This window comes from Hyalangium minutum (assembly GCF_000737315.1).
Lineage (GTDB): Bacteria > Myxococcota > Myxococcia > Myxococcales > Myxococcaceae > Hyalangium > Hyalangium minutum.
The window spans coordinates 141,770-161,467 of the sequence record NZ_JMCB01000006.1 but is presented as its reverse complement, the minus strand read 5'-3'; the positions used below and the strand labels follow the sequence as shown (position 1 = coordinate 161,467).

The 19,698-nt window shown below is 68.5% G+C and carries 17 protein-coding genes; 9 read left to right on the top strand and 8 right to left on the bottom strand.

Annotated features, from left to right (window positions below; genetic code table 11):
• Positions 1-26: 26 nt before the first annotated feature.
• The 3 genes from DB31_RS16120 (at position 27) to DB31_RS16110 (ending at position 4,352) form a co-directional block, all read left to right on the top strand.
• The gene (locus tag DB31_RS16120; protein WP_044188446.1) at positions 27-1,673 is read left to right on the top strand and encodes a GMC oxidoreductase; all 1,647 of its coding nucleotides are present in this window, start codon (positions 27-29) and stop codon (positions 1,671-1,673) included.
• A gap of 40 nt (positions 1,674-1,713) precedes the next feature.
• Positions 1,714-3,174 carry a GAF domain-containing protein gene (locus DB31_RS16115; protein ID WP_052420000.1) on the top strand — a complete coding sequence of 487 codons (1,461 nt, stop codon included), beginning with the start codon at positions 1,714-1,716 and terminating at the stop codon, positions 3,172-3,174.
• Positions 3,175-3,266: 92 nt separating this feature from the next.
• Positions 3,267-4,352, top strand: coding sequence for an aldo/keto reductase (locus DB31_RS16110; protein ID WP_044188443.1), 1,086 nt, complete (start codon positions 3,267-3,269; stop codon positions 4,350-4,352).
• A 48-nt stretch (positions 4,353-4,400) separates the two neighbouring features.
• Here the strand turns inward: DB31_RS16110 and sitI6 are convergent, their stop codons facing one another.
• Both sitI6 and sitA6 read right to left on the bottom strand, forming a co-directional pair.
• Entirely contained in the window at positions 4,401-5,117 is a 717-nt protein-coding gene (gene sitI6, locus DB31_RS16105; RefSeq protein WP_044189845.1) for a SitI6 family double-CXXCG motif immunity protein, read from the bottom strand.
• 8 nt (positions 5,118-5,125) lie between these two features.
• Complete coding sequence (gene sitA6, locus DB31_RS45975) at positions 5,126-5,848, bottom strand: SitA6 family polymorphic toxin lipoprotein (RefSeq protein WP_169787061.1); 723 nt, start codon at positions 5,846-5,848, stop codon at positions 5,126-5,128.
• A 64-nt stretch (positions 5,849-5,912) separates the two neighbouring features.
• Here sitA6 and DB31_RS16095 point away from each other — a divergent pair, with 64 nt between their 5' ends.
• Positions 5,913-7,376 carry a GAF domain-containing protein gene (locus DB31_RS16095; RefSeq protein WP_052419999.1) on the top strand — a complete coding sequence of 488 codons (1,464 nt, stop codon included), beginning with the start codon at positions 5,913-5,915 and terminating at the stop codon, positions 7,374-7,376.
• Between the two features lie 9 nt (positions 7,377-7,385).
• On the opposite strand, the gene DB31_RS16090 is transcribed toward DB31_RS16095, so the two are convergent.
• On the bottom strand, positions 7,386-9,263 hold the full coding sequence (locus DB31_RS16090; protein WP_044189837.1) for a hypothetical protein: 1,878 nt from the start codon (positions 9,261-9,263) through the stop codon (positions 7,386-7,388).
• A gap of 126 nt (positions 9,264-9,389) precedes the next feature.
• Here DB31_RS16090 and DB31_RS16085 point away from each other — a divergent pair, with 126 nt between their 5' ends.
• Both DB31_RS16085 and DB31_RS16080 read left to right on the top strand, forming a co-directional pair.
• Complete coding sequence (locus tag DB31_RS16085) at positions 9,390-10,517, top strand: fatty acid desaturase family protein (RefSeq protein ID WP_044188440.1); 1,128 nt, start codon at positions 9,390-9,392, stop codon at positions 10,515-10,517.
• Positions 10,518-10,721: 204 nt separating this feature from the next.
• A complete protein-coding gene (locus tag DB31_RS16080; protein WP_044188438.1) occupies positions 10,722-12,347 on the top strand; it encodes an AgmX/PglI C-terminal domain-containing protein in 1,626 nt (541 codons plus the stop codon).
• On the opposite strand, the gene pdxA is transcribed toward DB31_RS16080, so the two are convergent.
• The 5 genes from pdxA to DB31_RS16055 all read right to left on the bottom strand — a co-directional run bounded on the left by pdxA (position 12,337) and on the right by DB31_RS16055 (position 17,512).
• On the bottom strand, positions 12,337-13,302 hold the full coding sequence (pdxA, locus tag DB31_RS16075) for a 4-hydroxythreonine-4-phosphate dehydrogenase PdxA (protein WP_205628529.1): 966 nt from the start codon (positions 13,300-13,302) through the stop codon (positions 12,337-12,339). The two genes, DB31_RS16080 and pdxA, sit on opposite strands and share 11 nt — an antisense overlap.
• A gap of 20 nt (positions 13,303-13,322) precedes the next feature.
• Positions 13,323-14,288, bottom strand: a complete 966-nt coding sequence (locus DB31_RS16070) for a peptidylprolyl isomerase (RefSeq protein ID WP_044188434.1) — start codon at positions 14,286-14,288, stop codon at positions 13,323-13,325.
• A 49-nt stretch (positions 14,289-14,337) separates the two neighbouring features.
• Positions 14,338-15,336: a peptidyl-prolyl cis-trans isomerase gene (locus DB31_RS16065; RefSeq protein ID WP_044188431.1), complete on the bottom strand. Its 999-nt coding sequence runs from the start codon at positions 15,334-15,336 to the stop codon at positions 14,338-14,340.
• A gap of 74 nt (positions 15,337-15,410) precedes the next feature.
• Positions 15,411-16,433 (bottom strand): peptidylprolyl isomerase, encoded by a 1,023-nt coding sequence (locus DB31_RS16060; RefSeq protein WP_044188428.1) that lies wholly within the window; start codon positions 16,431-16,433, stop codon positions 15,411-15,413.
• A gap of 59 nt (positions 16,434-16,492) precedes the next feature.
• Positions 16,493-17,512 (bottom strand): alpha/beta fold hydrolase, encoded by a 1,020-nt coding sequence (locus DB31_RS16055; RefSeq protein WP_044188425.1) that lies wholly within the window; start codon positions 17,510-17,512, stop codon positions 16,493-16,495.
• 146 nt (positions 17,513-17,658) lie between these two features.
• Here DB31_RS16055 and DB31_RS16050 point away from each other — a divergent pair, with 146 nt between their 5' ends.
• The 3 genes from DB31_RS16050 (at position 17,659) to DB31_RS16040 (ending at position 19,656) form a co-directional block, all read left to right on the top strand.
• Positions 17,659-17,928 (top strand): CBS domain-containing protein, encoded by a 270-nt coding sequence (locus tag DB31_RS16050; RefSeq protein ID WP_044188423.1) that lies wholly within the window; start codon positions 17,659-17,661, stop codon positions 17,926-17,928.
• 31 nt (positions 17,929-17,959) lie between these two features.
• Positions 17,960-18,226, top strand: a complete 267-nt coding sequence (locus DB31_RS16045) for a GIY-YIG nuclease family protein (protein ID WP_044189832.1) — start codon at positions 17,960-17,962, stop codon at positions 18,224-18,226.
• A gap of 92 nt (positions 18,227-18,318) precedes the next feature.
• Entirely contained in the window at positions 18,319-19,656 is a 1,338-nt protein-coding gene (locus DB31_RS16040) for a sensor histidine kinase (RefSeq protein WP_044188421.1), read from the top strand.
• Positions 19,657-19,698 lie beyond the last annotated feature (42 nt).

Below are 19,698 nucleotides of genomic sequence, written 5' to 3'. Positions count from 1 at the left end.
GCGTCAGGTCCTTATAAGGAGACGGGATGAAGCTCTCTCGACGCAGCTTGCTCAAACTCGGGACCCTGGGAGCCATGACGGGCACAGGCTCCGCCCTCTTGGGACCCAGTGCGGCGCGGGCGGCCGAGACAGCGCCTCCCGTGGGCTCGCTCAACGAGCTCGTGTACCGGCTCGAGGTGCCGGAGATCTTCCGGGCGTTGCCCACGGCTCCCTCGCACTCCCAGGCGCTCGTGATTGGCACGGGCTTCGGTGCGGCCGTGTCCGCGCTGCGGCTCGGACAGGCGGGCGTGCAGGTGACGATGCTCGAGCGCGGCTCGCGCTGGCCGCGTGATCTGTGGCGCCAGATCTTCTCCTCCGAGTCCCTGATCGACGGCCGGTCCGTCTGGTTCAGGACGAGCTTCCCGGGGTTCGACGGCATCGTCCGGCCGGTCGACTCCTTTGGCGGCGTGCTCGACGTCACCGACTATGAGCACATCAAGGTGTGGCGAGGAGCGGCTGTCGGCGGGGGCTCGGTCGTCTTCACCGGGGCGATGGTGCAGCCCGAGCGGCGCTTCTTCGACCACGTGTTCCAGGGCGTCGTGAGCTACGAGGAGATGGACCGGGTCTACTACCCGCTCGCCCGGCAGATGCTTGCGGTCTCGCCCATGCCGGCGGACGTGTACCAGAGCGCGCCCTTTGGTCACTCCCGCGTCTGGGATACCCACGTCATGCAGGCGGGATACACCCCGCAGCGCATCGACTCCATCTTCCGCTGGGACATCGTGCGGCGCGAGCTGGCGGGCACGTCGCGCGCCTCCGCCATCCTCGGGGAGAGCACCTTCGGGAACGCGAACGGGGCCAAGTATGACTTGGGGCAGAACTACCTCCCCCAGGCCGAGGCCACCGGCAGGGTGACCATCCACCCCGGGCACCAGGTCACGGCCATTGGCCGCGAGGCAGATGGCCGCTACTGGGTGCAGGTCAACGTCATCGCTCCGAACGGCACGGTCCTTCGCCAGCGCACCCTGACGGCCGACCGCCTCTTCCTGGGAGCGGGCTCTATCGGCACCAGCGAGCTGCTCGTCGCGGCCCGCGACACGGGCGCACTGCCCCACCTCGATGAGACCATTGGCACGGGCTGGGGCACGAACGGGGATGCGGCCGTGGCGCGCGTGTTCTCCGGCCTCGAGGGCTTCAACCAGGGCTCACCGTGCGCCTCGCGCATCCTCGATGAGCGCGGGATGCCGGTGACGATGGAGAACTGGTACGTCCCCAACCTGCCGCTCAACCCAGGATTGATTGGCACGCTCGGCATGGCGCTGGACTCCCAGCGCGCGAGCTTCCGGTACGACAGCACCCGCAAGAAGGTGGTGCTCGACTGGCCGAGCCATGGCAACGACGCCGCCGTGGCCGCGCTGAGAGCCGTCAACAACCGCATCGCCGCCGCCAGCGGCACACAGGTGGGCATTCCGGTGCTCGCAACGGATGTCAACGCCACCTTCACGGCGCACCCGCTCGGTGGGTCGGTGCTCGGGCGATCGACCGACGCCTACGGCCGTGTCAAAGGCTACGACCGGCTCTATGTCGTCGATGGCGCAGCGATTCCCGGGAGCACGGGGACGGTCAATCCGTCGCTGACCATCACCGCGTTGGCGGAGCGGTCCATTGCTGAAATCATTCGCGCAGGAAGCTAGGGGCACTGCCCGTCTGCGCACAGAGAAGGGAAAGGGTTGCATGTCCTGGGGATTGATTGTCGAGCCCAACACCGCGTGTTCCTCGAAGTTCCAGGCCTTGTTGAGGGAGGCGGGGATCGAGCCCGTCCTCGCTCAAGATGGGCGGGCCGCGAAGACCGCGCTTCAGGAGCGCCGCGAGCAGCCCGCCGTGGTCATCACCGAGCTGTCCCTGGCGGGGCTGGATGGCTTCGAGTTGATTCGCGACGTCCGGAAGGGCTCGTCGAGCACGCGGGTCATCGTCGTCTCCTCGTTCGTGAAGATGCGCACCGCGGCGCTCGAGAAGAAGGAGCTGCTGGGCATCCAGGAGATCCTTGCCAAGGGTGCACCCTTCGACTCCTTCCGGCGCATCCTCTACCGCGCGCTCGGGCGCACGGCGCCCGAGGCCCCGGCCGCACTCCCCTCCCTGCCCGAGCTGCAGCTCCCGCCCGAGCTGCCCCTCCTGCCCGAGCTGCCCCTCCTGGATCCTCCGCTTCGCCCAGGGGTGCCCCGCTCCAGCCCTGCCTCCGAGGATGCCGCGCTCCTGTCGCGCGAGCGGGCGCGGTTGGCGAAGCTGGCCAGCCTTCACCTCGTGGATGAAGGGCCTCCGGACGAGGAGCTCCAGCGCCTCGTGCAGGAGACGGCGCAAGCCTTCAATGTGCCCATCGCCCTCCTGTCCCTGGTGCTCGAGGACCGGCAGTGGTTCAAGGCGCACGTGGGGCTCGGCGGCAAGCTGCTCGAGGAGCGCGGCACGCCGCGCGACGTGGCGCTCTGCGCCCATGTGGTGGAGGCGGAGCAGCCCGAGCCCCTGGTGGTCCCCGATGCCGCGACTCACCCCGTGTTCAGCACCAACCGGCTGGTGCGTGAGGGCGTGTTCCGCTCGTATGCAGGCGCTCCCCTCATCACCCGTGGGGGGACGGTGCTGGGGACGCTGTGCATCCTCGACAAGAAGCCGATGTCCATCTCCGCCGAGCAGGTGGACAACCTGGTGGCGCTGGCGCGCCGAGTGGCCGGAGAGCTCGACCTGCGCGGCCAGCTGAGCAAGAGCCAGCGCTCGCTGAGCGCGGAGCGCGATGCCCACACGGTGCAGCGCATGCGGGCGGACATCCTGGCGGCCACGCTCGATGGCTTGGATGACGCGGTGATGCTCTTTGATCACCGGCGCGTGATTCTCTTCGCCAACGAGTTCATGGCGCTGCTGGCGGACAAGACGGTGTCCGAGCTGATCGGCATGCACCGCGACGCGTTCATTCGCGACTTCGCGGCCCGGTTCAAGGAGCCCAAGGACTTCCTGCGGCGGGTGCGCATCCCCGTGGATGGCCCCTACGTGGGGCGCGAGGACTTCGAGCTGCAGCAGTTCCGGCGGCGCGTGGTCCGGTGGAGCTCCCGGCCGGTGGCGTTCGCCGATGGCAACTTCGGACAGGTCACCGTCTACAAGGACGTGACGAATGAGGTCGAGCTTGCCGAGGAGCTCGCCAGACGGTGACGGAGTGAGAGAGTGCCAGAGGTAGATGAGCGAGCGGAGGAGAGGACTCCCTGTTACTCCTCCGCGCCGCTCTACCTGTTTTGGGAGAACCCATGGCACTCAATGCGTATCTCACCCTTGGCCACTCCGGCCTGCGCGTCAGTCCGTTCTGCCTCGGAGCGATGACGTTCGGCGAGGATCTCGGCTGGGGCAGCAGCGTCGAGACCTCCAACGCCATCATGGACCGCTTCATCGAGCGGGGTGGCAACTTCATCGATACGGCGAACATCTACACGCTGGGGCACTCGGAGAAGATCATCGGGGACCACCTGGGGAAGAACCCGAGCAAGCGGCACCGGGTGGTGATCGCCACCAAGTTCTTCGGGAACCTGTTCCCGGCGGATCCGAACGGCGGTGGAGCGGGGCGCAAGTCGCTGATGGCCGCGTGCGACGAGTCCCTGCGCCGGCTGCAGACGGACTACATCGACCTGTACTGGATGCACTGCCTGGATCGGCACACGCCCATCGAGGAGACGATGCGGGCGTTGGATGACCTGGTGCGGGCGGGGAAGGTCCGGTACATCGGGTTTTCGGACACGCCGGCGTGGAAGGTGGCGCAGGCGCAGTTGCTGGCGCAGTTCAAGGGCTGGTCGCCGCTGATTGCATTGCAGATCGAGTACTCGCTGATCGAGCGCACGGTGGAGGGCGAGCTGATCCCGATGGCGCGCGAGCTGGGGCTGGGGGTGACGCCGTGGTCGCCGCTGAAGAGCGGGGTGCTGAGCGGCAAGTACACGCGGGAGAACGCGGGCAAGGTGAAGGCGGATCGCGGCCAGTGGGTGGACGGCAACCTGGGCGAGAAGGCCTACAGCATCATCGACGTGCTGCAGAAGGTGGCGAAGGAGCAGGAGAGCACGGTGGCGCGGGTGGCGCTGGCGTGGGTGCAGAGCCGGCCGGGGGTGAGCTCGACGATCATCGGGGCGCGGACGCTGGAGCAGCTGGACAACAACCTGGGGGCGCTGGAGCTGAAGCTGACGCCGCAGCAGGTAGCGGCGCTGGATGAGGTGTCGAAGCCAGCGCTGAACTTCCCGGCGGGCTTCCTGCAGGGCACGCCCACGTTCATGCATGGAGGCTTGAGCGTGAACGGCATCTCCGCGCCGGCGTTCCCGCTGGCGCCGAAGACGGACAAGGACCGCTGGTAGCGGTGGTTTTGAGCACCGTGGCCTGGGTTGTGGCCACGGTGCTCCTTTCTATCGGGTGGGAAGCTCGCGGAAGACGATGTCCTGCTCGTAGCCGAGGCGCCGTGCGGTCTCGACGAAGCGCTCGGAGGCGATGATCGTCGTTAGGAAGTCCTCCAGCCGGAATACGTCCAGGTCCTGGGGGAGAGACGCGGCGCTGAGGATGAGATCATCCGGGCGTTTCCACCCTCTGCGACCACACTTTGGGCACGGAGGCTCACGATCTGCGGGCAAGCAGTCCGGATGCAAATGGCCTCGAGGCAACAGCTCAAGTTCCAGCAACTCGGGCGGGTCCTTCTTGCGGAAGGCCACCTTCGTGCGGCATCCCTTGAGGCCTTGGACAGCTTCGGCCTGCAGGTGTCGGAGTGTCTCGCCCCGCAGCAACATGGCGTACGAGAAGTACATGTAGAGAGGGCCGAACTCACCTCGGGCTGATCCTTCAAGAGGTCCGAATTCTGTTCCCGGCCACAGCGGTACACCAGGTGGCACCAGCGAGCGCACCTGCTCGCGCAGCCGCTCGAACTCGGCATAGTCCTCTTCCAGCCGTGCCGAGTACTTCGTTTGATCCGGCACGTGAGAGAGGTCCACCGAAGGGTAAGCATTCGACCCGGTGGACCAAGTCGCATCGCACAGAGGGCAGTGGATACCCGGCAATCCCCACTTGTGTGAAGCGCTAAAGGTTCCCGAGTACTGTGGAGCCCGGGAGTAATCCACGAAGTAGTAGCGCATGGACTTCATCACCCGCCGATCGGTGGTGGCTGCGTCCACTGCCGGTAATAGGGGACGATTGGGCCGACCAACTCGAACTCATAGATGAGCTGCCCTGCATACCGGTAAATCTCTTCCTTGGGAGCATTGTCGTGGCTGTCCTTGTACTGCCGCCACGCTTCGTTCCACGCCCCACCCGGAGGTGGGGGATGGTGGATGCGACGGTGTACATCCACGAGCAACGGCATCGTGAACTCGTGAATGTTGATGCCTTTCCGAGTGAACCACCTCTTAAGATCCGGCTCCTGAGGAAAGATGTGGTGCTTCTCGTGAGGCTTACGCCGCTCAGCCTCCAGCTCCTCCAGCATCTTCTTCTGGCTGGGCAGGAGCGGTGGCTTGGGACCCCAAGGGATGATGAAGACGGGATTCGAGTTCAGCGGCAGGCCATCGGCGCTGCCCCAGTACCTCTGAGCTGAGCTGCCAGGGCCCGGGAGCACCATGCCGCCGGTGCGAGCCAACAGCACCTGACCCGAAGTGGAGAGGTGCTCCACCACCTCCCGGCAAGGGTAAAGGCCACACTGGCTTGCGCCGCAGATCGGCACCAGGCTGCCCGCTTGGGCGCAAAGCTCTGCGAAGGGTGCGGCTTGTTCCGACTCCTCAGCTTCCTCGTTTGAGGCCACTGGCACGGACGCACAGGCTGTCAGCGCTGTACCCAGCAGCAGCCACATCCACCGTCGAGGGACTTGAATCATGCTAGGGACACCTGTCGAGGAAGCCGGTTGAGTTCCGGCACAATGCCCATTAGGGAGGGCCCCCATGGCCTGGGGACTGATCGTCGATCCTGATACCGCGTCTTCCTCGAAGTTTCATGCCTTGCTGGTGGAGCTGGGCCTCGAGCCCATCTCCGTTCCGGATGGCAAGGCCGCCAAGGCCACGCTCCTCAAGCGCAGCGATGATCCCGCCGTGGTCATCACCGAGCTGTCGCTCGCGGGCATCGATGGCTTCGAGCTCATCCGCGAGGTCCGGAAGCGCTCGCCTTTTGCCAGGATCATCGTGGTCTCCTCCTTCGTGAAGATGCGCAACGCGGCGCTCGAGCGGAAGGAGTTGCTGGGTATCCAAGAGGTCCTCGCCAAGGGCATTCCCCTCGAGTCCTACCGCCGGGCCGTCCATCGCGTGCTCGGACGCACGCCGCCAGAGGCCTCTACTACAGCCGCTTCTCCAGGCGAGCCTCCCGGGCCTCTCGCTCCGGTTCTACCGCCCCGCCCCGTGCCATTTCGGGCCGGTGTTCCCGCCGAGAGTGCCGCCGCCGCCTTGGCTCGTGAGCGGGCGCGTCTGGCGAAGCTGGCCAGCCTGCAGCTCGTGGATGAGGGGCCGCCCGAGGAGTCGCTCCAGCGGCTCGTGCAGGAGACGGCCCAGGCCTTCAACGTGCCCATCGCGCTCCTGTCCCTGGTGTTCGAGGACCGGCAGTGGTTCAAGGCGCACGTGGGGCTCGCGGGCCAGGTGCTCCAGGACCGCGGCACCGAGCGCGATGTGGCGCTCTGCGCCCATGTGGTGGAGGCGGAGCAGCCCGGGCCCCTGGTGGTCCCCGATGCCACCACTCACCCCGTCTTCAGCACCAACCGGCTGGTGCGCGAGGGCTTGTTCCGCTCGTACGCGGGCGCTCCCCTCATCACCCGTGAGGGCACAGTGCTGGGGACGCTGTGCATCCTCGACCGGCAGCCGCTGTCCATCTCCGCCGAGCAGGTGGATGCGCTGGTGGCGCTGGCACGCCGGGTGGCCGGAGAGCTCGAACTGCGCGTCCAGCTTCGCAGGAGCCAGCACTCGCTCCATGTGGAGCGGAATGCTCATGCGATGCAGCGCCTGCGCGCGGACGTCCTGGCGGCCGCGCTCAACGGGCTGGATGACGCGGTGATGATCCTGGATCACCGGCGCGTCATCCTCTTCGCCAACGAGTACATGGCCCTGCTGGCGGACCGCACCGTGGCCGAGCTGATCGGCCAGCCCCGCGATGTGTTCGTCCGCTCCTTCGCCACTCGCTTCCAGGACCCCTTGGACTTCATGCGGCGGGTGCGCGTCCTCGCGGACGGTCCCTACGTGGGGCGCGAGGACTTCGAGCTCCAGCAGTTTCCCCGGCGCGTGGTCCGCTGGATGTCCAAGCCCGTGGCCTTCGCGGATGGCCAGTTCGGCCAGGTCACCGTCTACCGGGACGTGACGGAGGAAGTGGAACTCGCCGAGGAGCGCGCCCAGCGGTTGAACCAGGAGTTCTTCCGCCGAGGATGAGGGAGCTCCTCAGGGTTCGAGGCGCAGCAGCGCGGTGCTGCGGTACCAACAGTCTTCGGGGCGCGATGTCGATCCGGTGCGGAGCGTCACCTCACGCCAGGGGGTGGCTCCGCGCTCGAGGTGCACGAGCCACAGGTGAGGCACTCCCTCCACGCGGGCCTCGGTTCCATCGGCGGCTCGCGCCTCGGCGCCGCTCGTGGGCGCATGGGTGCTCACCAGGAGGAGGCCTCGCTCCACGGGCTGCTCGAAGCGATAGGTCACCGTGGCGCCGGGCTCGCAGGGCGTGAAGGTCTTCTCGGGCTCCGAGCGCATCGGGACCTGCTGAGAGGAGGCATTCCGGTAGCGGGCGAAGGTGAAGGGTGGGTGAACCTCCCAGCGCGGATCCTCGAGCTGGAACGGCGCTCCGTACTGCAACAGCCAAGGGGCGGGAGCCTCCGCGCTCCCGAGATACCCGTGGAAGAACGCCATCAGGATGTGCTGCGCCTCGCGGACTTTGGGTATCCAGAACGGGGTGCGCTGGTAGTCACCGTCCACCGAGACCGACAGCAGGCGGTGCTCGGGATCCAGCGCGCCCAGCAAGTACGTGTCCCAGTAACCGCCGAGCAGGACCGTCTCGCCCGCGCGGGCCACCACCGCGTCCGCGGCGGCCTGTGCCAGCTCCAGCGTCGGCTCGGGAATGCGGGGCTGCACGAGCAGGTGGCTTGCGGCGAAGAGCCCTCCCGCGGCCAGCACCGACAGGCCCGCCGCCCGGGTGCGCAGTGCAGGTACGAGGTGCAAGACGAGGCTCAGCCCCGAGGCTGCGGCCAGCGTGCCGAGCACGAACGTGGGCACCAGGTACCGGATGTCATGGCCATTGATGCGCACGTGGAGCACCACGGTGGCGATGAAGGCGTTGCCGAGCGCCCCGCCCGCGAGCGCGATCGTGAGGAACGCGAGCTCCTCCTGGGGCCGGCGCGGATCCAGGGCGCGCCGGCGCAGCTGGAGCACGAGGAACACCGCCGCCACCACCGCCAACCCGAGCCCCACGAGTACCACCACCCCCAGCGGGTCCTCGAGGAGGCGTCCGAACATGGCTCGGGCGTTCTCCGCGAGGAAGCCTTTGTCCACCTTCAGCTGGGTGGCATACGCATGGCCAAACTGCTTCTTCGCGAAGCGATGGAAGAAGTGGCGGGTCGCGGACTCGAAGCCGATGCCCGCCGCCAGCGGAACGAGTGCGGCCAGCAAGGCCCAGCGCCGTCTCCCCGGGCTGACAAGCCCTACGCGAACGCCCTCCACCACGATGGCTACCAGGAGCAGCGGCCCGGAGGTGGGGGAGGTCCAGCACGCCAGCGTGCAGAAGAGCACAGAGGCAGCGGCCCAGCGGGCCACAGCCCCAGGCCCGGAGGAGGGACCGCCCAGGTGGCGCAAGAGCCGCATCAGCGCCCACCACGCGAGGAAGAGCGCCGTGAGCTGCCACCCAAACGGCTGGCTGAGCGCGAAGAGCTGCACCTGGAAGAGGGGCGAGAGCAGGGCGAGCGCGCCGAAGGTGGCCGCCAGCAGCCACCCGGCCTGTTGCTGGAGCCCTCGGAGCGCGAGGCAGGCGATACAGGCCCAGGTGGCCTGCCACGCGAAGACGCGCCAGGGCGTCCAGTCGAAGCCCGTCAGCGCGCGCCAGCCCTGGGCCAGCAGCCACGGCCACGCGCCGATGCGATCCTGCCCGTAGTAGTAGAGCCGGAAGGCATCGAACACCGGATCATTCGACTGCAGCACCGTGATGGAGGCGTCGGAGTTCCAGCCCGTGACGGCGGCATTCCCCGGGGCAAAGTGGAGGAGCACCTGCACGAGCAGGCTGCCCCAGGCCAGGAGGAAGATGCCGGTTGGGAGTGTGCCTCGGGGTATGCGTCTCACCACGAACAGCACATAGCAGAAGGGCGGCCCAAACGAAGCGGGGTTGCGGCACTCAGGCTCTGGCGCGGGCCGAGGCGGAAACGCTGGTAGGCTCCGCGCTGTCCCCCTTGCCCGAGACACCTTGGCATGTCCCAGCCCGAGCGCTTCTTTGATCCCTCCACCGTGGACCTGGAGGGCTTTCAGCGGGAGCTGAAGGCGCTGCGGGAGGAACTGGACGCCTCGCTGGGGGAGGCCGATGCGAAGCACCTGCGGAAGATCGAGCGCTGGGGCCGGGTGGCCACGCTGCTGGGGCTGGCCACGTGCTGGCTGGTGCCCAACCCGCTGAGCGCGGCGGCGCTGAGCCTGGGGCGCTCCACGCGCTGGCTGCTGATGCACCACGTGGGACACCGCGGGTATGACCAGGTGCCGTCCCTGCCCGCAGGCCGCACGAGCAAGGGGTTTGCGCGTGGAGGACGCCGGTGGCTGGACTGGCTGGACTGGATGCTCCCGGACGCGTGGATCTTCGAGCACAACGTGCTCCACCATTCACACACGGGCGAGGAGGCGGATCCAGATCTGCTCGAGCGCAATGCCGAGGACACGCTGCGCGACACGCGCCGGCCGCTGGTGCTTCGCTATCTGCAGCTCGGGTTGCTCGCGCTGACGTGGCGGGCCAGCTATTACGCGCCGGAGACGCTGAGTGCGTGGCGTCGCAAGGGCCGCCGGGAGAGCTCCTCGCTCTCCCGGGCCGAGCGGTGGGAGCTGGTGACGCGGTGCTACGCGCCCTATGCGGTGTGCTGCTTCGTGCTGCTCCCGGCGCTGTTCTTGCCGCTGGGGGTGTGGGCGGCGTTCAGCGCGCTGTGCAACTCGGTGCTGGCGGATCTGCTCACGAACCTGCACACCTTCCTCGTGGTGGGGCCCAACCACACGGGCGGAGATCTCTACCGGTTCGACGCGCCGCCCGAGAGCCGGGGCGCCCGGTTCGTGCAGCAGGTGGTGGGGAGCGCCAACTACCGCACGGGCGGGGACCTGAACGACTTCGCGCACCTGTGGCTGAACTATCAGATTGAGCATCACCTCTGGCCGGATCTGCCGATGCTCAAGTACCGCGAGGCACAGCCGAAGGTGCGCGCCCTGTGCGAGCGGTATGGTGTGCCCTACGTGCAGGAGAGCGTCTGGACGCGGGTGCGGAAGATGGTGGACGTGGTGGTCGGCAAGGCCTCCATGCGGAGGCTGGCACCGCTCGCCACGCGGCGGATCGCGGCCCAGGAGTAGTCCGGCACGAGATGGGCGGCCGTGTTGCGAGAAGAAGGGCCTACACCCTTGGGAGCGGGTCCTGCTGCGTGGCACGCGACGCTCTAGGGATGCAGTGCCTGTTAGCGGAAGGAGCCACTGCCCGCTGGTGAACATCCGGGTGGCATGGCCCGTGAGACTGCCTAGCTTTGGGCAGCTTTATCGGGTTGGGCCAGGGGGTGGGGCGTGGTCGAGAATCCAACGGAGCGGACGGATCCGCTCTCCGTCCAAGGCGCGGCGTGGAAGGAACATCACGGCAGCGGTGTCTCAGGAGATGTGCACGAGGCACTCGACGCGGAGCTGGATGCGTATCTGGATCGGGAGCTGTCCGCCCAGCTTCCGGTGGAGGCGAAGCCTGCGCCTGAGACGGAGAAGCCCGCGGAGCGTCTGCAGAGCGTGCTCGCGCTGGCGGCTGAAGAGGAGCAGTGGCTGCGCGGGAAGCCCGCGGTGGAGCCGTCCGCGGAGAACGCTCAGGACATCGAGAGCACGGCGTGTGAAGTCCCAGAGCACCTGAGGGTGAAGCCGGAACCCGAGCTGGGTCCTGCTTCGCCTGTGGATCCGTCCCGTCTGGAGGCCCCGTGGGCTCCGCTGCCTGCGCCCTTGCCGGGGTTGGCCATGGCGCCGCACCTGATGCAGCAGGGGAGGAACCTCCCTGTGGCTCCCGCTCCTGCGGCGCCGAGCCGCGCGCCGTGGCTGATGGTGGGAGCCCTGACGGGGGTGAGCGCTGCGAGCGCATTCGTCGCGGCGATGCTCTGGATGACGCGAGACAGCCTGCCGGACCGGGCGCAGGTGATGGCCGCCTATGCACCCGCGGGCACAGTGGCCACGGTGGCTGCTGCGGCGGTTCTGGAGCCTGTGCTCGTCGTGAAGGACTCGCCGCTCCCGCGCGAGCCGGGGCGGCTCGTCGCGGACTGGGTCTCGGTGGCGAACGGGACTGTGGAGGCGGTGCCGGGACCGGTGGTTCCCGGGAGGGCGGTGGCCACGCGTGAGCCGACACCTCCCGCGCCGGTGCCCGCGCCACAGGCGGAGCCCGCTGCTGGAGCCGTGGCTCAGGCCGCGTCAATCCCCGAGCCCAAGACTTCGCTGGAGGCCGCGTCGATCGCGCACGCCGTGCCGGTGCCTGTTCCGGGGGCGGTGGTTCCCGGTGACAAGGCCGGGGCCTCGGTGTCGCGAAGCCCGGGGCCGGTGGGCACCTCCGTGAAGGCCGAGGCGCTCCCGTCACGTGAGAAGGTCCAAGCGCGGAGGGCTCCGGCCGTGGAGGCTCGGCGCCAGCTCGAGGACCCGTCCCTAGAGGATGCCGAGGAGGAAGAGCTTCCGGTGCTTCAGCCGCCGCAGGAGACACGTGCTCCGGTGGTGGCGAAGGCTGAGCCTCCTCCGGCGCCACAGAGCGAAGCCGATGACGGCTCCGAGTTCGACGAGGAGTTCGCGCGGAAGCTGGGCTTCACGAAGGATGCGATCCAGAAGAAGCCGGAGTCCACGCGTGTGAAGTCGGTGTGGGTTCCTCCGGATCCGGACGCGAACCTCCCGGAGACGCTCGCGCCCGATGACATCCAGCAGGTGGTGATCGCGAACCAGCCGGCCATCTCCTCTTGCATCCAGCGGCACAAGGAGGCGATCCCCGGGCTGAGCGGGGGCAAGTTCATGGTGCGGTGGTTCATCCTGCCGAGCGGCTCCACCCAGCAGGCCACGATGGAGACGAAGGCGTTGAAGGGGACCGCGCTGGCGACCTGCGTCGAAGACGTGGTGCGCGGGTGGAAGTTCCCGAAGCACCGGACTCAGATGGGGGCGATCCGCTTCCCCTTCATCTTCTGAGCCTGGCCCGAGCCAGGAGCGCTGCCTTGAGCAGCGCCTCCACCATGGGCACGCGGCTGGCCTTGCCCGTGCCCGCGAGCGAGTACGCGGTGCCGTGGTCTGGCGACGTGCGAGGCACCGGGAGTCCCAGCGTCACGTTCACGGTGCGCTCGAAGTCCAGGGCCTTGGCGGGGATGAGGCCCTGGTCGTGGTACATGGCCAGCACCGCGTCGTAGGGGATGTCATCCGGCCGCGCGAACAGGCCATCCGCGGGAATCGGTCCGTGCGCATCCACCCGCGCCTTCCGGGCTTGCTGGATGGCGGGAGAGATGATCTCCACTTCCTCGCGCCCCAAGAGCCCGCCCTCGCCCGCGTGGGGATTGAGGCCCAGCACCGCGATGCGCGGGCGGCGTCCCACCACGGGCTTCAGCTCTCGCGACAGCAGCACGAGCTGCTCCGTGAGCTTCTCCACCGTCAGCAGCTGGGGCAGCGCGGACACGGGCACGTGGTTGGTGGCCAGTGCGATGCGCACCCGAGGCCCATCCATCAGCATCAGCACCTCGACGCCGAATGCCTCTGCCAGCACCTCGGTGTGTCCCATGAAGGGAATCCCCGCGCGGGAAATCTGCTCCTTGGACACCGGTGCTGTGCACAGCGCATCGACGTGCCCGGCGCGCGCGGCCTCGATGGCCGCCGTCACATAAGTGTACTGGGCGCGCCCTCCTGCCGCGGAGGGCTTGCCCGGCCGGCGATCCTTCTCGGCCAGCGTGGATACCTCGCACACGGTGGGGCCCGTGGCCCGGCTCAGTGTCTCCGGAGTGGCGCGCGCGTACTTCTTGAAGATCGGAAAGCGCGCCAGCGTGGGGCCGTCTCCGAACACCACTGGCACCAGCTCCCGGCGCACCCGAGGCAGCGCCAGCGCCGCTGCCGTCACCTCTGGGCCGATGCCGGACACATCGCCCAGGGAGATACCCACCACCGGCACATGCTGGGTGCTCAGAGCTTCACCTCGATGACGGCCTTCTTCTTCAGCTCCTGCACGTACTGGTCGACGAACTTCTCCGTCTTCTGTTGCCGCAGCTGCATCTCCAGCTTCGGCCGCAGCTCCTCGTAGTCCGCCACCCCCACCGCTCGCCGCTCCTCCACCTTCAGCACGTGCCATCCAAAGTTGGTGCGGATTGGCTCGCTCACCTCGCCCTCCTTCAGCGAGAACGCCGCCTTCTCGAACGCCGGCACCATCACTCCGCGCCGGAAGAAGCCCAGGTCTCCACCGTCCTCCTTGCTCGGGCCCTCGCTGCGCGCCTTCGCCAGCGACGAGAAGTCCATCCCCGGCCGCCGCGCCTCCTCCATGATGGTCAGCGCCTTCTTCCGCGCCGCCTCCACCTCCTCCGGCGTCGCCTTCGGATCCACCGACACCAGGATGTGCCGCGCGTGCACCTCCACGTCCTCGCCCTCGTTCTTCGCGTACTGCGCGTAGGCCGCCTTCAGGTCCTCCTCGGACACCTTGATCTTCGACGACACCTTCAGCTGCATGAGCTTGCCGCGCGCAATCTGCTTGCCGAGGAACTCCTTGTAGGTCTTCAGCGTGTAGCCCTCGCGCGCCAGCAACTGCTCGAACTGCGCCGGATCCGTGATGCTGTTCTGCCGCTGCACGTCCGCCATCGCCTCGTCGATCTCCGAGGCCGAGGACGTCAACCCCAGCTCCTTCACCTCCGCCTCCACCAGCTTCTCCGCGATGAGCTGGTCCAGCGCCAGCTTCATCACCTGGTTGCGCTGCTCGGTGCGCTTGCGCGGATCCCGCTCCGTCAGCCGCGCCAGCTCCGGCGAGGCCCGCTGCTGCACCTCGGACAGTGCGATGATGTCGCGGTTCACCACCGCCGCCACCTTGTCCACCAGCTCCGCGCGCGCCGCCCCCGCCACCACCAGCACGGCCACCGCGATGACTCCCAGCCACGTCTTCATCTCAATCCCTCGGATGCGCCCCAGGCCCTGCCGGGGCTCGAACTCTGTTCTACTCCGCCGCCGGGGCCTGCGGCACAGGCTTGCCACGGATGGTCTGCAGTGCTGCCTCGTTCACCCAGATTTTGGCCTTCTCCTGCAGTTCCTTCTCGAAGGCCTCCTGCGCCTCGGACTGCTTGAGCATCACGATGCGCGCCTCGATCTGCCCTCGCACCTCCGCGAGGTCCCGCTTCCGGCCCGGCTTGAACTCGATGACCTTGAACAGGTGGAAGCCGTACTCCGTGGACACCACGTCCGACACCTGTCCCGGCCGCATGTTGAACACCACGTCATCGAACGCCTTCGGCATCTGCCCACGCGGGAAGAACCCCAAGTCCCCGCCCACCTTCGCGTCCGCGCTCAGCGAGTAGCGCCGCGCCAGATCCGCGAACTTCTTCCCCGATTTCAGCAGTGCCTGCACCCGCTTGGCCTCGTCCAGCCCCTTCACCACCAACTGCGCCGCGTGGACCTCCTCCGGCTCCTGGAACTCCGCCTCGTGGGCCGTGAAGTACGCGCGCAGCTCCTCCTCCGTCACCGCCACGCGCGCGTACACGTGGTTCGCGAAGAGCTTCTCGATGATGAGCCGCTGGGACTCGCGCGCCCGCAGCTCGGCCAGCGACAGCTGCCCCTGTGCCAGCGCGTCGCTGAAGCTGTCCGTGGGGTAGTCGCCCGTCAGCCGCAGCATCTGCCGGTCCACCTCCTCCGGCGTCACGGTGATGTTGTGCTGCTTCGCCTCCTGCAACAGCAGCAGCCGCTTCACGATGCTGTCCAGCAGCGCCCGCTTGAAGGGCTCTACCTCCTCGGGCGTGAGCTCGGGGCCCTCGGAGGAGGACAGCTCCCGCGTCAGCTCCTGTTCGAAGTCGGCGCGGCGCACCCCCTCGCCATTCACCGTGGCCACCACGTTGGCATCGGGCTCCGCCTCGGGCGGCTTGTTGCAGCCCACCGCGCCCAGGGTGCCGAGCGCCAGGGTCACGAGGAGGAGCGGAGAAGTGCGGGTAGGAAAGGGGCGCATGCAAGCTCTCCTCTACGAGGGACGCGAGAGAAGGGCAACGGTGGCCCACGCCTGAGCGCCCGGCAAGGTAGCCTTCATGGCATTTCCCCCTCAGAGGCATAGGGGGCGGGCACCGTCCCCGGCAGCGGCCCCAAGGGCGCACGCATGGGCGCGGACATGTCCACCGGCACCCGCGCCAGCGCTGCCGCGTCCACGGAGAGCCCCTGGCGGCGCTCCAAGCCCTCCAGGAAGTCCGCCCAGGCTCGGTTCTGCTTCAGGCCTCGAAGCCGCTGGGTGAGCTGCTCGCGTACCTCCTCCAAGGAGAGGTCCACCGCGGGCAGCCGTCCGTTCAGCTTGAGGAGGTGGAAGCCCTGCTCTGTCTGCACCGGCCCCACCACATCGCCCGACTCTTTCAGCTCACGTGCCGCCGCGAGCACCTCGGGGCCATACGCGCGAGCGAGCGCCTCGTCGGAGAGGAAGCGCATGTCCCCATCCAGCGGCTGGGTGCGAGGCTCCTCGCTCTGCTCCCGGGCCACCTGCCCGAAGGACTTGAAGTCAGCGGGAGGCAGCGCGCGGATCTGCTTCATCAGCGCCTCGGCTCGGGCACGAACCGTGGCCACCCGGGCCGCATCTCCGCGAGGCGCCGCCAGGAAGACGTGCGACAGGCGCACCTGGGCGGGCCGCGAGAAGCTGTCCCGCTCCTTCGCATAGGCCTCGGCCACCTCGGCGTCGGTCACCGTGACGTCGGCCTTCTCCAGCTGCTGGCGGGTCAACCGGCTCACCAGGGCCCGCTTGAAGCTGGCCAGCACCTCGGGGTCATTCTGCAGCCCCCGCTCGAGCGCCTCGCGCGCCAGCAGCTCGAAGCGGGCCACGCTCTCCACGTACTCGCGCTTGGCCTCGGGCGTCTGGTAGCGCTCGCGCAGGGCGGGGCTCATCTCCAGGAAGCGCTGCTCCAGCGCCTCGGCGGTGAGCATGTCCCCCTGCCAGCGCGCCACCGGAGTGCCGGCTTCCTCGCGCGTGTGGCGCACGTCCACCTCGGCGCGTCCCGGGGCGGGCGCGCGCTCGCACGCCACCAGCGGCAGCGTGAGCAGAAGCAGGGAGCGAAGGGCAGAAGGCATGGAGGCGGGCGCTCGGGCTAGCACGGCGAGCGGGCCTGGACAACCGGTGCCACGAGGCGTCAGGCGCGCGTCGCGTTCGCGGAGAGGAACGTCTCCACCAGCGGGAAGATTTCGTCCGGCGCGCGGCGGCCCAGCACCAGGTCCGCGTGCCCGTAGTCCTCCGCGAAGCCGTGCGCCCGGCCCGCGACCACGAGCTTCACCGGCCCGCCGAGGTGCTCCTTCGCCCGAGCCACCGCCAGCGGCGGCGCCAGCAAGTCCCGGCTCCCCGCCAGCAGCAGGAAGGGCGTGCGCACCTCGGACAGCGGCACCTGGTAGTCGAAGCTCCCGTCATACGAGGTGAAGCTGTGCGTGGTAATCCACCGGGCGAACTGCCGCACTACGCCCCCGGCGATGTCGGCGGGCACGTTGGCCATCGCCTTGCGCACCACGTCCGGCTCCATGTTGTCGGCCAACATCATGTAGCGCGTCATTGGCCCCGGCGGCGCGCCGAGCACGGCGATGCCTGTAATCCGCCGGGTGGGGATGCTCCTGAGCCGCAGCAGCGGCTCGATCTTGCTCATGAAGATGCGCAGGCCCGGCTGCACCGCGAAGGTGAACGGCGCCCCCAGCGTGGCCGCCGCGCGCACCGGCGCCTGCGGGTTGCGCGCCAGGTGCCCATATAAGGTGAGCCCGCCCTTGGAGTGCCCCACCCAGAGCACCTGCTTCGGGCCCGTGGACACCACCGTGCGGATGGCCGCGCGCACGTCGTGCTCGGCCTGATCATCAAACGTAAAGTCTGACGCTGGCCCCGCCAACCCCCGCCCGCGCAGCTCCATCACCCACGTCTCGAAGCCCGCGCGCGCCAGGTACCGGGCCAGGCTGTAGCGCTCGTCGAAGTCCATGTGGAAGCGGTTGGCGCCCAGCCCATGGCAGAGGATGACGGGCTCGGCGTACCGGCGCTGCCCCCGCGCGTGGTAGCGCCCCAACGCAATGGCCGCTCCATCATCCGTGGGCACCCGGTACAGCTCGTCCGGCTTGAACGGCAATGTCAGCAGCCCCTCGCCGTTGCGGCTCACCGCCCGGGAGAAGAGGTCCGCCATGCGGACCAGCCTCGGCGTCTGGATTCGCCTCACCCCGCCAGCCTAACGCCCTGGCACGTTGGGTGCTCTGTCGAAAAGTGAGCACCCACATGGTTCGGCAGGCCGGTTGCATTACTCCCCCGTGACTGAGGCCAGGGAGGTTCGAGATGCAGCAGCATGGAACGAGCGAGGAAGCGGCAGTACCGGGGACTGTCACCGTTTTGCCCACAGATACCCTGCTGTGTGCCCTAAGGGTGATGGAACGTCACCAAGTGCGCCTTCTTCCGGTCGTGGAGGAGAAGGGAACGCTCCTCGGGCTGATCAGCGAGGCACGGATTCTCGAAGCTTGGGAAGTGGACCCACTCCTCCGGGTTTCCGAGGTGATGGAGGAGTGTGGCCCTCCTGTGGACTGGGGGCGCCAGGCCTACGGCCACTGAAGCTCCGCGCGGTTGCGGTACAGTGGCGCGCGTGCCGGACGCCCCCAGCTGTTGGACCGTCTACATGCTGCGCTGCCGTGATGGGACGCTGTACACCGGCGCCACCAACAACCTGGAGCGTCGGCTCGCCACGCACGGGCGAGGCAAGGGGGCCGCGTACACGCGGGCCCGCCTCCCCGTGAAGCTGGTGTGGAGCGAGCCCGCCGAAGACCGGGGTACCGCCCTGCGCCGGGAGGCCGCCCTCAAGCGGCTGACTCGCGCCGAGAAGCTGCGCTTGATTGGCCGCCCGGTGGCCTGACGGCCGTGATTTCAGAGACTTGACGGGTCTCGCGGATCCATGGGATTGGATTTTTGCCAGTCTTCCTGGAATGGCCGAGAAGTGAGTTTCTCTTGAAACAAGTCCCTCCGGTCGAAGGGCGCGGCCTCTCCCGCGAACCCACCGGCTCCACTCCCCGTGACACCGTGGCGCGGCAGAAGCAGCGGGCGGTGGTGTGGATGGCGATGTCGAACCTGCCCTTCTGGGCGGTGGACATACTCGCGTCGCAGCAGGCGCGGTGGGACACGCTGGCCATCCGGCTCCTCTGGATGCTGCTGACGCTGCTGACGTTCTGGGGGCTGCGGCACATCCAGGCCCGGTACCGGGGCACGGTGGGCTGGTCCATCACCGGGCTGGTGCTGCCGCAGGTGTTCGTGGCGTGGATCATCTGGCGGCTGGGCGGCAGCCAGAGCCCCGTGTTCGCGTGGTTCTGCGCGCTGCCCCTGCTGGGCATGGCCCTGTCAATGGGGGTGCTGTACCGCTCCCTGCTGAGCGCGGCCGCCAGCCTGGTGACGGCGCTCGGGGTGCTGGTGCTGGAGGGCCGCTCCGCCTCCCTCCTCGTGCTGTGGGGGCTGCTCATCACCGCCTCGGGAATGGTGGCGGTTCAGGCCTCGTACTTCTACGCGCGGATGAAGCAGGCCCGCGCGGACGCGGAGGCCCACCGGCAAGTGGCGCAGGAGGCGCTGGCGGCCACGCAGACGCGCGCTCAGGAGGTGGATCGGCTGGTGCAGGTGGGCCGGCTGGCGGCGGGCGTGGCCCACGAGGTGAACAACCCGCTGGCCTTCATCCAGGCCAACCTGGGCTTCCTGGCGGACGAGCTGCCGCGTCAGCAGAGCCGGCCCATGGCGGACTGGCTGGAGGTGGTGAACGAGACGCAGGCGGGCGTGGTGCGCATCCAGCAAATCGTCCAGGACCTGACGGCGCTGGCGCGCGGCGACGCGGAGCCCACGCCGAGGGAGGTGGGCAACTGCCAGCTCTCCACCGTCATTGAGGAGAGCATGCGGCTGGCCTCGGTGCGGCTGAAGCGGCTGGAGGTGAAGGTGGAGGTGCCTCCCGCGATGCCGCTGGTGCGCGCGGATGCGCGGCGGCTGGGCCAGGTGCTGCTCAACCTGCTGCTCAACGCGGCGGACGCGCTGGAGGACACTGGGGTGAAAGGCCCTCGGGTGGCGCTGAGGGTTCAGCCGCGAGAGGAGCGGGTGCACCTGGTCCTCGAGGACAATGGGCCGGGCTTCCCGCCGGAGCACCTGTCGCGGCTCTTCACGCCCTTCTTCACCACCAAGGCACAGGGGAAGGGGACGGGGCTGGGGTTGGCGCTCTCGCGCGAGTACGTGGAGACCTTCGGAGGCTCGCTGCGCGCGGAGAACCGCCCGGAGGGCGGGGCGCGCTTCACGGTCGAGTTGCTGCTGGCGTGACATCCCCTGCCCGGAGGCAGATGCGGGGGTGGGGGGCAGGCA

Excerpts from the sequence above, each read along its gene's own strand:
- DB31_RS16060 (WP_044188428.1), bottom strand. The coding sequence starts at position 16,433 with ATGCCTTCTGCCCTTCGCTCCCTGCTTCTGCTCACGCTGCCGCTGGTG.
- DB31_RS16110 (WP_044188443.1), top strand. The coding sequence starts at position 3,267 with ATGGCACTCAATGCGTATCTCACCCTTGGCCACTCCGGCCTGCGCGTC.
- DB31_RS16115 (WP_052420000.1), top strand. The coding sequence starts at position 1,714 with ATGTCCTGGGGATTGATTGTCGAGCCCAACACCGCGTGTTCCTCGAAG.
- sitA6 (WP_169787061.1), bottom strand. The coding sequence starts at position 5,848 with ATGATTCAAGTCCCTCGACGGTGGATGTGGCTGCTGCTGGGTACAGCG.
- DB31_RS16085 (WP_044188440.1), top strand. The coding sequence starts at position 9,390 with ATGTCCCAGCCCGAGCGCTTCTTTGATCCCTCCACCGTGGACCTGGAG.
- sitI6 (WP_044189845.1), bottom strand. The coding sequence starts at position 5,117 with ATGCGCTACTACTTCGTGGATTACTCCCGGGCTCCACAGTACTCGGGA.
- DB31_RS16065 (WP_044188431.1), bottom strand. The coding sequence starts at position 15,336 with ATGCGCCCCTTTCCTACCCGCACTTCTCCGCTCCTCCTCGTGACCCTG.
- DB31_RS16120 (WP_044188446.1), top strand. The coding sequence starts at position 27 with ATGAAGCTCTCTCGACGCAGCTTGCTCAAACTCGGGACCCTGGGAGCC.
- DB31_RS16050 (WP_044188423.1), top strand. The coding sequence starts at position 17,659 with ATGCAGCAGCATGGAACGAGCGAGGAAGCGGCAGTACCGGGGACTGTC.
- DB31_RS16095 (WP_052419999.1), top strand. The coding sequence starts at position 5,913 with ATGGCCTGGGGACTGATCGTCGATCCTGATACCGCGTCTTCCTCGAAG.
- DB31_RS16055 (WP_044188425.1), bottom strand. The coding sequence starts at position 17,512 with ATGGCGGACCTCTTCTCCCGGGCGGTGAGCCGCAACGGCGAGGGGCTG.
- DB31_RS16070 (WP_044188434.1), bottom strand. The coding sequence starts at position 14,288 with ATGAAGACGTGGCTGGGAGTCATCGCGGTGGCCGTGCTGGTGGTGGCG.